Annotated in this window: 9 protein-coding genes, 1 tRNA gene and 1 pseudogene; 7 read left to right on the top strand and 4 right to left on the bottom strand. The window is 43.1% G+C overall.

From position 1 onward, the window contains the following. Positions 1-29: 29 nt before the first annotated feature. Complete coding sequence (locus A587_RS0103975) at positions 30-437, bottom strand: diacylglycerol kinase (protein ID WP_010374636.1); 408 nt, start codon at positions 435-437, stop codon at positions 30-32. A 243-nt stretch (positions 438-680) separates the two neighbouring features. On the opposite strand from A587_RS0103975, the gene cysE reads away from it, so the two are divergent. Next, positions 681-1,502 (top strand): serine O-acetyltransferase, encoded by an 822-nt coding sequence (cysE, locus tag A587_RS0103970; RefSeq protein ID WP_010607638.1) that lies wholly within the window; start codon positions 681-683, stop codon positions 1,500-1,502. Positions 1,503-1,551: 49 nt separating this feature from the next. Here cysE and xseA read toward each other — a convergent pair whose 3' ends face one another. Beyond that, complete coding sequence (gene xseA / locus A587_RS0103965) at positions 1,552-2,889, bottom strand: exodeoxyribonuclease VII large subunit (protein ID WP_017216513.1); 1,338 nt, start codon at positions 2,887-2,889, stop codon at positions 1,552-1,554. 131 nt (positions 2,890-3,020) lie between these two features. Between xseA and guaB the strand changes: the two genes are divergently transcribed. Both guaB and guaA read left to right on the top strand, forming a co-directional pair. Beyond that, complete coding sequence (guaB, locus tag A587_RS0103960) at positions 3,021-4,490, top strand: IMP dehydrogenase (RefSeq protein WP_017216512.1); 1,470 nt, start codon at positions 3,021-3,023, stop codon at positions 4,488-4,490. A gap of 105 nt (positions 4,491-4,595) precedes the next feature. Further along, positions 4,596-6,170 (top strand): glutamine-hydrolyzing GMP synthase, encoded by a 1,575-nt coding sequence (gene guaA, locus A587_RS0103955; RefSeq protein ID WP_017216511.1) that lies wholly within the window; start codon positions 4,596-4,598, stop codon positions 6,168-6,170. A 349-nt stretch (positions 6,171-6,519) separates the two neighbouring features. Here the strand turns inward: guaA and A587_RS0103950 are convergent, their stop codons facing one another. Continuing rightward, positions 6,520-7,386 (bottom strand): hypothetical protein, encoded by an 867-nt coding sequence (locus A587_RS0103950; protein ID WP_026000873.1) that lies wholly within the window; start codon positions 7,384-7,386, stop codon positions 6,520-6,522. A gap of 198 nt (positions 7,387-7,584) precedes the next feature. On the opposite strand from A587_RS0103950, the pseudogene A587_RS0103945 reads away from it, so the two are divergent. The 4 genes and pseudogenes from A587_RS0103945 to rimI all read left to right on the top strand — a co-directional run. Beyond that, positions 7,585-7,915: pseudogene (locus A587_RS0103945) on the top strand (transposase); the annotation flags it as partial. A 157-nt stretch (positions 7,916-8,072) separates the two neighbouring features. Further along, a tRNA-Trp gene (locus tag A587_RS0103940) sits at positions 8,073-8,149 on the top strand. Between the two features lie 64 nt (positions 8,150-8,213). Next, on the top strand, positions 8,214-8,510 hold the full coding sequence (locus A587_RS0103935) for a hypothetical protein (RefSeq protein WP_017216508.1): 297 nt from the start codon (positions 8,214-8,216) through the stop codon (positions 8,508-8,510). Further along, positions 8,500-8,946, top strand: a complete 447-nt coding sequence (gene rimI, locus A587_RS0103930) for a ribosomal protein S18-alanine N-acetyltransferase (protein WP_017216507.1) — start codon at positions 8,500-8,502, stop codon at positions 8,944-8,946. The genes A587_RS0103935 and rimI overlap by 11 nt, the downstream gene beginning before the upstream one ends. Here the strand turns inward: rimI and A587_RS0103925 are convergent. Continuing rightward, a complete protein-coding gene (locus A587_RS0103925; RefSeq protein WP_017216506.1) occupies positions 8,938-11,619 on the bottom strand; it encodes an ATP-binding protein in 2,682 nt (893 codons plus the stop codon). The two genes, rimI and A587_RS0103925, sit on opposite strands and share 9 nt — an antisense overlap. Between the last annotated feature and the right edge of the window lie 138 nt (positions 11,620-11,757).

The raw sequence follows: 11,757 nt of genomic DNA, 5'->3' as shown, positions 1-11,757 counted from the left end.
CATTTTTTGTGTCAAAACCACGCGTAATTTTAGGTTATGGTGTTGAACCACTCCACTGCGGCAGCTATCCAAATTAACGAGCTAATTAATAATGTCAGCGTAACGGCTGCTGACGCCATATCTTTTGCACGACCAGATAGTAAATGGTGTTCGGTACTCACTCGATCTGTCAGCGCTTCGATTGCCGAGTTGATAAGTTCTATGACCAATATCAACAGTACACTACCGACCAACAAGGCCCACTGAGCAATACTTTGCGCCAATATGATTGATAAAGGAAGACTTGCCACCAGTAACCACGTTTCTTGTCTAAATGCCGATTCTTCTTTATAAGCCGCTTTCATTCCTTTCGCCGAGCAATGCGTTGCTTTGATTATCCGCGCAAGCCCTGTGCCATTTGGTTTGTTGGTATCCGTTGTCTTGATCTTTATCGACATATTAGCGATCCCGCGTTGGTAGTATTTAATGGGGCGTTATTATACGAAGATCTGTTCAGTTCGACAGTGCTAAATTGTAAGAATCTTTGGTCCAGCAGAAGGGATTTAAAACCGTACTAAAATATGTTGGTTGGTTATTAGATATAACCAAGTGTTTGAAGCCTGATTTTTTATAATACATGACACTTAATGACTCTAAGCGTTACACTATGAGAAGTATCAGTATTATCGGAAGTTCGTCACATGAGACATGAGATTTGGAATAAGTTACGCGAAGAAGCCAATGAGTTGGTTGCTCGCGAACCATTGCTTGCTAGTCACGTTTACTCGAGTATTTTAAATCACGAGTGTCTTGGTTCTGCATTAAGCTTTATCGTTGCGAATAAGCTAGCGGATGCGGTGGTGTCAGCATTTACAATTCGCGAGCTGTTCGATCAAGCCTTTGTGCACTGCGACACCATGCTGACTCATGTTGCACATGATATAAAAGCCGTTAAAGATCGCGACCCAGCTGCCGATAGTTATCTCAACGTAATTTTAAATCTGAAAGGTTTTCATGCAATCCAAGCACATCGATTGGCATACTGCTTATGGCGTCAAGACAGAAAAGAGCTGGCTCGCTTTATACAGAGCAGAACCTCTGAAGTATTCGGTGTTGACATCCATCCTGCTTGTAAAGTCGGTCATGGTATTATGTTTGACCATGCGACTGGTATAGTCATTGGTGAAACCGCGGTTATTGAAGATAATGTTTCTATCCTGCAATCAGTCACACTTGGTGGTACGGGTAACGAGCAGGGTGACCGTCACCCGAAAATCCGCGCCGGTGTATTGATTGGTGCTGGTGCCAAAGTACTTGGCAACATTGAAGTAGGAGAGGGCGCTCGAATTGGGGCAGGTTCTGTTGTACTCAGCCCTGTAGCACCGCACACTACTGTAGTGGGGATCCCAGCTAAGGTGGTTGGTAAGCCATCATGCCCATGTCCTGCAGAGAGTATGAACCAAAACTTCCTAGAAGACGATGATAGGCTCGAAAATGAGTCTATCACTTCAGCGATGTTGTAAAGTTATTAGATTAAAAATGGGGAAATCGCTTCCCCATTTTTATATCCGCTTACTGGGTTGCTTTTACCATAGACACCACCTCACCATCAGCCAGTTGTGTAACTATCGGCTTTTCTGGGTCGACATCCGCTACTGACTTAATCACTTTATCTTCTTGCTTGGCAATACTATAGCCCCGAGCTAATACTGCCAGTGGACTGACGCTATCTAGTTTAGCGCTTGATACCGCGAGTTGATGTCTATGTGTGTTAAGCTTTTGCTCCATTGCATACTGCAACTTATCACCGAGTTGTGCGACCAGTTGTTTGAACTGAGCAATTCTTTGCTCTGGATGTAATCGATCAAATCGATGTTGCAGCAGATGGAATTGCGATTGCTTTTGACGTAAATGATGGGCTTGAGCACGAATTAATCGCTGTTCTAATTCATCAACTCGCTGTGTTTGCTGCATAAGTTGATTCTTAGGGTGTTGCAACTGCAGTCGGGCTTCAAAGTTTGCCAAACGCTGTGATGCACCTTCAAGGCGACGTTTAAAAGCTTGATTGAGATATTGTAGTAACTGCGAAGTACGTTGTTTTAACGCTTCTGAGTCTGGGCTCACTAATTCGGCGGCCGCCGATGGAGTTGGCGCTCTGACATCTGCAACATAGTCGGAAATGGTAGTATCTATTTCATGGCCCACTGCGCTTATCACCGGAATTGAGCTGGCAAAAATAGCCCTTGCGACTGATTCTTCGTTAAAGCTCCATAAGTCTTCTAATGAGCCGCCACCTCTGCCAACGATCAATACGTCTACCTCGCGTCTAGCATTCGCTTGAGCGATTTGTTTGCAAATCTGCTGTTTGGCGTCATCGCCTTGCACTAGGGCCGGATAAATAACGACCTGTAACTGCGGGGCACGGCGTTTGAGTACGGTCAAAATATCCTTGATGGCAGCGCCTGTCGCTGAGGTGACGACCCCCACGCGATTAATGACACTTGGCAAAGGCTTTTTGTGACTAGCTGAAAACAGGCCTTCTGCGGCTAGCTGCATTTTGAGGGCATCAAATTGCTGCTTGAGCAAACCTTCACCGGCAGGGGCCATTTGCTCGACTATCAGTTGATAGTCGCCTCGTGGCTCATACACTGACACTCTAGCTTGTACCATTACTTGCTGACCATTGGCAGGGCGGTGGTTACAGTAACGATTATTACCTCGCCACATGGCCGCTTTTATCTGTGCTTTGTCATCTTTTAGAGAAAAATACCAATGCCCTGAGGCCGGAGCAACAAAGTTTGAAATTTCTCCAGTAAGTTGTACAGAGGCAAAACCTTGTTCTAAGAGCGAGCGTATTTCTCTGTTAAGTCTTGATACAGAATAGGTTTTATTATTATTGGGGTATCCCATGTTGGCCTCCATAAAAAATTCACAGTCACTTTATCACATTTTTTGCTAAATTTTATTTACTCCCATAAGGAACGCTGATAAAATTCGCACGCAATTCCTTATACTCAGTTCACTTGAGAGAAGCCGCGAACATGCTAAGAATTGCAAAAGAAGCCCTTACCTTTGACGACGTACTTTTAGTACCAGCTCATTCAACTGTTCTTCCTCACACAGCAAACCTGAAAACGCGTTTGACTCGTGGGATTGAATTAAACTTACCGCTTGTTTCCGCTTCAATGGATACAGTGACAGAAGCGCGCTTAGCGATTGCTCTGGCACAAGAAGGTGGTATTGGTTTTATCCACAAAAACATGACTATCGAAGAACAAGCTCGCAACGTACGTAAAGTTAAAACGTATGAAGCGGGTATTATCTCTTTCCCTGTGACGGTTACTTCTGATCTTACGATTGCAGAAGCAATGGAGCTTGCACAGGACAAAGGGTTCTCAGGTTTCCCGGTTGTTGGTGCAAACAACCAACTTGAAGGCATTGTAACTAGCCGTGATATGCGTTTCGAAACTAAGCTAGAAAAAGCAGTTTCAACGGTCATGACTAAGAAAGATGACTTAGTGACAGTAAAAGAAGGCGCATCTCGTGAAGAGATCCTTGGCCTAATGCACGAACACCGTATCGAAAAAATCTTAGTGGTTGATGATGCATTTGCACTAAAAGGCATGATCACTGTTAAGGATTACCAAAAAGCGCAAGATAAACCAAACGCATGTAAAGATGAGCAAGGCCGTCTTCGTGTTGGTGCTGCTGTTGGTGTTGGTGCTGGTACTGATGAGCGTATTGCTGCTTTAGTTGATGCGGGTGTTGATGTACTTCTAATCGATACTTCTCACGGCCATTCTCAAGGTGTTATTGACCGTGTTAAAGCGACACGTGAAGTATATCCAGAACTACAAATCGTTGCAGGTAACGTAGCAACAGCTGAAGGTGCAATTGCATTGGCTGATGCTGGTGCAGATGCTGTTAAAGTGGGGATCGGCCCAGGCTCTATCTGTACTACTCGTATCGTGACAGGTTGTGGTGTACCACAAATTACAGCTATCTCTGATGCAGTAGAAGGCCTAAAAGGCCGTGATATTCCAGTGATTGCTGACGGTGGTATCCGTTTCTCTGGCGATATCGTAAAAGCGCTAGTTGCTGGTGCTTCATGTGTAATGGTGGGTTCAATGCTGGCGGGTACTGAAGAGTCTCCTGGTGAAGTTGAACTATACCAAGGCCGTTACTACAAGTCTTACCGTGGTATGGGTTCTCTTGGTGCGATGAACCAAAAAGAAGGTTCGTCTGACCGTTACTTCCAGAAGAGCGATGCTGCTGACAAACTAGTACCTGAAGGTATTGAAGGTCGCGTAGCATACAAAGGACCAATCGCAACGATTATCCATCAGCAAATCGGTGGTATTCGCAGTGCAATGGGTCTAACAGGTTGTGCAACTATCACTGAATTAAATACTAAGCCGCAGTTTGTTCGTGTGACTTCTGCGGGTATGGGTGAGTCTCACGTACATGACGTGCAGATCACCAAAGAGGCGCCTAACTACCGTATGGGTTAAGCCTCAAGGCGTGTTTCTGGGCTAGCAAGTTGCTAGCCCTTATTACTTTTGATAGAGACGCAATGCGGCTTTATCCTGTTTAGTTCCTAACTAACGAGATTATCAATGAGCAAAGATATCCACGATTCCCGAATTTTGATCTTAGACTTTGGTTCGCAATACACTCAGCTAATTGCACGTCGTGTACGTGAAATTGGTGTTTACTGTGAACTTTGGGCTTGGGATGTGACAGAAGAGCAAATCCGTCAGTTCAATCCTCAAGGTATCATTCTATCAGGTGGCCCAGAGTCAACAACGCTTGAAGGTAGCCCAAAAGCACCAGATTACGTATTCGAAGCCGGTGTGCCTGTACTGGGTATCTGTTATGGTATGCAGACGATGGCAATGCAGCTTGGTGGTCAGGTACATAGCTCAGATAAAAAAGAATTCGGCTACGCAAAAGTAGAGAAAGTAGGTGACTGTAAGCTATTTGAAGCGATTGAAGATCACATCGAAGATGGTGCAGGTTACCTAGACGTGTGGATGAGCCATGGCGATAAAGTAGCTAAAATTCCAGATACATTCAAAACTTCAGCGAAAACGGATACTTGCCCTCATGCGGCAATGTCTTGGGAAGAAAAGCGTTTTTACGGTGTACAGTTCCACCCAGAAGTAACGCACACTCAGCAAGGTTTGCGTTTACTAGAGCGCTTTGCAATTGATATCTGTGGTTGTGAAAAACTATGGACGCCTGAGCAAATCATTGAAGATGCAATTGAGCGTATCAAAGAGAAAGTAGGGGATGATGAAGTTATCCTTGGGTTATCTGGTGGTGTTGATTCATCAGTGGTTGCAATGCTTATTCACCGTGCGATTGGCGACAAGCTAACCTGTGTATTTGTTGATAATGGCCTACTACGCTTGAATGAAGGCCAGCAAGTAATGGATATGTTCGGTGATAAGTTTGGTCTGAACATCATCAAGGTAGAAGCTGAAGAGCGTTTCCTTAACGCGCTTAACGGTTTAAATGACCCTGAAGACAAACGTAAAGCAATTGGTCACACCTTTATTGAAGTATTCGATGAGCAAGCCAGCCAGCGCGTAAACGCGAAATGGCTAGCGCAGGGTACAATTTACCCTGATGTTATCGAATCGGCAGCATCTAAAACAGGTAAAGCGCATGTGATCAAATCTCACCACAATGTGGGTGGATTACCTGAAGATATGGAGCTTGGTCTGGTTGAGCCACTACGTGAACTATTTAAAGATGAAGTTCGCAAGATTGGTCTAGAGCTTGGCCTACCGTATGACATGCTTTATCGTCACCCGTTCCCAGGTCCAGGTCTTGGTGTTCGTGTACTTGGCGAAATCAAGAAAGAATACTGTGACTTACTGCGCCGTGCTGACGCTATCTTCATTGAAGAGCTACATAAAGCGGACCTATACCACAAAGTATCTCAGGCATTCGCTGTGTTCCTACCAGTACGCTCTGTTGGCGTGATGGGCGATGCACGTAAATACGACTGGGTGATCTCACTACGTTGTGTTGAAACTATCGACTTTATGACAGCACGTTGGTCGCATTTACCATACGAGCTACTAGGCCACGTTTCAAACCGTATCATCAACGAAATTGATGGTATTTCTCGCGTGGTTTACGATGTATCAGGTAAGCCGCCAGCGACAATCGAGTGGGAATAAGCTTGGTTGTAAAAACCTAACCTAGCTTGCGTTAGATTAATAAAAGGCCAGCCAGTATTTCTGACTGGCCTTTTTTATGAATTTTTACTTTCCTAAAAAAACCTTGCGGAGGTATTTGGTTTCTTCGCAGTGATGTTTATTGTGGTGCTGGCTTGCTATTTTTGGGGTATTGGCTACACAGCACCGCATTTCACATATATCAAACCGATTATGGTGAAGTTGTAACTTGTTTAGGTCATCAGCTGTATTAGATGAATTTCGTATAAAAATTTCTATGGGCTAACGCAAAGCTAAGATGCAAAAAACGCCAAGTGCTTTCTATCGTTCTTGAGCGCCTTGTTATAAAACATTAACAACGACCAAAATTAACTTTCACAACATTGGGATGCTCAGTTTCCAGGACCAAAGTCTGCCGCTTCCAGAGCGGATTTTGTCTCCAGAACAAACCTGAATTATGAATTAAAACTCCACCACCACAGTATTTAGCCATACAACCTTTCATTTGCATCCCCCCAATTTGAGAACTCTCAGGGGTTAATTCAATTTTAGTACCTGAGATTTTTAAATTAACTTCAACAGTCGTAAGAGGAAATTTTAAGTCGCCAAAAATGTCGTGACCATACCTTTTGATTGCTTCAGCTTCGCTCTTAAATTCGATAAAACGCAAGTATAGATAATCACCATTTGAGTAACAAATTTCTAACTCTTTCCCTTGAGGTGGGCTTCTCAAGTCAGTTGGTGAACCAACATTCTCCCAAGAGTTATTCTCAATAATGATACGTTCTTCTGGTTCTAAACTGAGCATATTGACATTCAATCTTAAATATCCATCGTCATCACGAACCAATGACACTAAATCAATATTATCAATTGTAATTATTTTGGGTGTTTCATAGTAAAAATTACCACCTACAACAGCTAGCAAGTCTTTTCGTAACCAGTCTAAGTTACCTTTCACTAGCTTTGCATTGGCCTTATCTCTTTTAAGTCCATGTAGTTGTTCTACTGTATAGGCACCACCATCTGCTTTTTTATGATGTTGTGCACAAAGGGCGATCATACCTTCTGGATTATTGTGGGGCATGACACTTACCGGAGGGTCAAAATGGTGATATTCCAAATATGGATTACCACAACCCTTCACTGGGCAACCAAATCCAACTTCAGTTCGAAGTATCTTTTTTACCGAACTAGGTATTGGTTTTCTTCCAGACATATACCATAACTCCGATTTAAGTTAGTTTTATAATGCCGCCGTAAGAGAGCAAGCCAAGCTTTTCTCGTCCTTTCTTGACCGCTGCAAATCGCTGATAAACAAATCGATGACACCCACCACTAATTCTACTTATTTGCACCTTCCTAAGATACCGCCTACGCTTTAATTCTGCACTCAAAGGATTGAGGAAAACAAACTATGGCTACTGCCCGTAAAAAGCAAATCAGTTTAACCGACACCAAATACTACCACTGTATCTCCCGTTGCGTAAGGCGTGCTTTTCTCTGCGGTGAAGATAAATTTACCGGAAAATCATACGAACACCGCCGTGATTGGGTTGAAGAAAAGCTCCTGATGATGTTGGGGTCTGTGTTTTGTATTGATATCTGTGCTTATGCCGTGATGAGTAATCACACTCACATTGTTTGATGATAGAAAGGCTAAGCGCCTGTCGGATAAAGCGATAGTTATTCGATGGCACAAGCTATTTAAAGGTAATTGGATAACACGTAAGCTTACCGAAGGTGAGTGGGAACAATGACTCTAAAATGAGTTAGCACCCTGCTTAAGAAAAGGGCGAATATGATAAATATCCGCCGTTTTGCTTATTTTAGAAGCAGTTGAATCAAAAAAGTGATTTTTCACTTTACCTTTCAAAAAAGCGCTTTATAATGCGTCGACATTGCAGGGGCGTAGTTCCAATTGGTAGAACAGCGGTCTCCAAAACCGATGGTTGCGGGTTCGAGTCCTGCCGCCCCTGCCACTTCTTATTTTGCACTTCGCATATTTTCAAAGTAAACTCCCTTAAAAAATTAAGCTGCTTAGCTATGAATCCGATTTACGCAAATATTCTCGATATTGTACCGCTAAAGCTAAATTCTACATTTGCACATCTTGACCCTAACGCTGTTGTTGCTACTGATGTGAATGAGCTTCAGCAAGTCGTTTTACCAGCTGTTTTGTTGCAGGACTTTGAATTGGCAATGGGTAGAAAAATTGAGGTTGTCATGGGCAACACGATTTCACTTGAGAATAACCAATTAAGTTTACCGAGTGCACAACTAAGTACGGCTCAAAAGCGTGAGTTGTGGCAAATAATCTGGAGTAAACAAGATGCAAGTTAAGCAAGGTGGTTTACTGCAATTTCCACTTAATGAGATTATGCAAGTAGAACAAGCTTGTCATGCTTTTCCTTGGAGTGAGAAAACCATGCAGTCTTGCCTTCACGGTCGTTACTTTAATACGACTATTGTCGATGGTAATACGCTGGTAGGCTTTTACGTTGCTGAGCGTGCGGGCCCAGACCTAACTTTGATGGATATTTGTATTCGTCCTAATTATCAAGGTAAGGGCTGCGCGAAGCCATTAATGGAAGATTTGTTAGCGCAAGCGGAGAGTTTGCAAGCAGAAAATATCTTCCTTGAAGTTAGAGCGTCAAACACTGCAGCAATCGCGTTATATCATCGCTATGGCTTTGTCGAAATGGGCTTGAGAAAAAACTACTACCCGAGCACTCATGGTCGTGAAGATGCAATGCTCATGGCTTTACCATTAGCCTAAGTGACTGTTATCCGCTTGATGGTCTATTGATAGAGTATAGCGCATGGCTTCAGTGAGCTTAAGCAAATAGTAATGGCGGTTACTATTTTGCGTTTTTTGCAAACTTGTTTCTAATTCCCCTGCGGCTTCATGAATATTCATAAAGCCAAAGCAACCCGCGCTGCCTTTGATACTATGTGCCAGTGCCCTTAAAGACTCCCATTCTTGTGTATCATAAAGCTTTTGCAGCTCAACTAGCTGTGACGGTAGCTTTTCGACATAATTACGACTTATTTGTAAGAACTTTTCGGTTTTTAATAAGGCATCCCATGAAGAGGACTTGTCATTTTGAAGTTCAAGGTACTCTAGTAGCAATTTACCTAGCAATTCCTTATCTATCGGCTTGCCTAGAGTGGCATCACACCCTGCTTTAATATGGTTGTCTATGTCGTGTTTCATTACGTTGGCGGTAAGCGCGATGATTGGTCCATCATAGGCGGCATGTCTGAGCATTTGCGTTGCTTCTTCACCACCCATGACTGGCATTTGCATATCCATTAATATCAGTTGATAGTCTTCAACCAGCGCCATCTCAACCGCTTCAGCACCGTTATTAGCAATATCAGGAACTATGCCCCAGTTAGACAGTAGCAGTGTAATAAGCTCTTGGTTATCGGGGTTGTCTTCCGCAACAAGTACTTTGGCATCAAGCTCTTTTACCGCCGCAATATGGGTTTTACTGTTATCTGGTTGTTTTGGTCGCTCAAGTGCGTTTAGCCAAGAGTAAGAGCGCTCTTTGAAATTACCAGAGACCTCAACAGAAAATAAGCTTCCTGTGCCTTGTTGGCTCTGAGCATGTACGTCACCGCCAAGCAGCTGTGCTAAATTTTTTGAAATACAAAGGCCTAGTCCTGTGCCACCGAAGCGTCGAGTTGTTGTTGTGTCGGCTTGCTCAAAAGGCTTAAATGCGCGCTCTAGTTCGGTTTGAGACATGCCAATTCCGGTGTCTTTGATGCTAAAGATAAACTTTTCAGATTCTGGTCTAAACTCCACCTTTAAATGAACGCCACCGTACTCAGTAAATTTCACCGCATTTGTTGCGATGTTAAGTAAGATTTGTTTTAAGCGAGTAATGTCGGTGTAAAGCTTGTCAGGCAAGGGTAGAATAAACTCTGTGGAAAAGTTCAGTAGTTTTTCATTCGTCATCGGCTCAATGATGGATTCAATGTCATTGATGAGTGGCATTACCAAGACCTCTGATTCTTCCACATCCAGTTTTTCAGCCTCAATTTTCGAAAGGTCTAAGATATTATTGATAAGTTCTAAAAGGTGTTTAGAGTTTCTTAAAATTGTGTCTAGGTGCTGTTTTGAGGTTGGAGAATTAGGATGCTGTATAAGCTGCTCGGTAAACCCCATAATAGCGGTCAGCGGGGTACGTATCTCATGACTCATGTTAGCTAAAAAGCGACTTTTAAGCTGGTTTGCTTGCTCGGCTTCTACAATAGCAACTTCTAGCTTGCTATTGGTCTCTTCTAATTCTTTGGTTCTGTCTTCAACTTTTTCTTCCAAGTGCTCTTTATAATCCTCAAGCTCTCGCTGAAAGGTACGAATTTGGCCGATCATATGGTTGAAATCTCGGAAAAGGATGCCAACTTCGTCACTGTTATGCTCCGGTAGCGCCACCATTAGGTCACCATCTCCGACTCTATGGCTCGCTTCCCCCAGTAATTCTATGGGGTTGAGCAACAGGTTGCGGACCACGATAAAAATCAAAATTGGCAATGTAACGACAGATAAAATAACGATCAATGCTGTGATCAGACTAATAGTCTTACCAGAGCGGTAAAGTAGCGATTTAGGGATCGTTGAAATATAAAAGTATCCTCCGCTTAGTTGCGCGCTGTAGGTCATCCTTTCCACATTATCAATACTATGAATAACGGTAGAGTCTAATTGGCCAAGGTCAGCAATATAGCCAATTTCTTCTATTTCACTGGCGCTTAAGTAGTGGCCAATGAGGTTCGTATCTGAGCTGAATAACACTTCACCATCAATGCTTACTAATAGGTTTAGCGTATTGTCGTACGGTGCTTCGAGAATACTGGTACTTAAAAGAGAAGGAGAGACTTGTACGACGATATAACCTTGTTGTCTAGGTTGCTTGAGTTCGTAATCTACGCTGTAGATTTGCTGGACAAAATACAGCTGTGTACCTGCACTTGAGGCAACCATAAATTGATGTTGGCGCAAGTTACTTTGCATGATTTGTTTGGCGAAAGGGTAGAGGTTTGGCGCTTCGCCTAAGTTACTGGAATAAAATGCGGAGCTTCTGCCATTGGGAGATAAAAGATTGATGCTGATAATATCTGGGTAGGCTTCACTATAACTGGCAAATACATCCATCAGTGCACCTAAACGTTTGGTTTTTTCCATCCTTTCAAGGTTGGCCGAATTAAGAAAGTCACTAAGTACTGGAGAGGTTGAGAGCAGTTTTGTTGTTGACTGGTAGATCTCAATATAATTGAACATCTTCTGCTGTTGTTGTTCAACGAAACGACTAACAATGAGCTTGGCTTGTTTTTGCGTTGAGCTAGTTACATTCGTGAGCGTAAATCCGCCAAGAAACAGCAAGGGTAATATCACAAGCGGGGTGATATACCAAAGGAGTCGAATACTTAACTTGCTTGTTTTCATGGATAACTAGCTGCCTTGCTACACGAAATCTTAATGACAAAAAAATCAACATGAGTATTAAATCATAAGCGGGGAGAGGTGAATACTCAAGTTTGTCCAATTGCGTCGAAAATACGATAAAAGGTGGGGGGCTAAATA

The organism is Pseudoalteromonas sp. NJ631 (genome assembly GCF_000276645.1).
Taxonomy (GTDB): domain Bacteria; phylum Pseudomonadota; class Gammaproteobacteria; order Enterobacterales; family Alteromonadaceae; genus Pseudoalteromonas; species Pseudoalteromonas piscicida.
The sequence above is the reverse complement of the archived record's forward strand: the minus strand, read 5'-3'. Positions and strand labels throughout refer to the sequence as shown.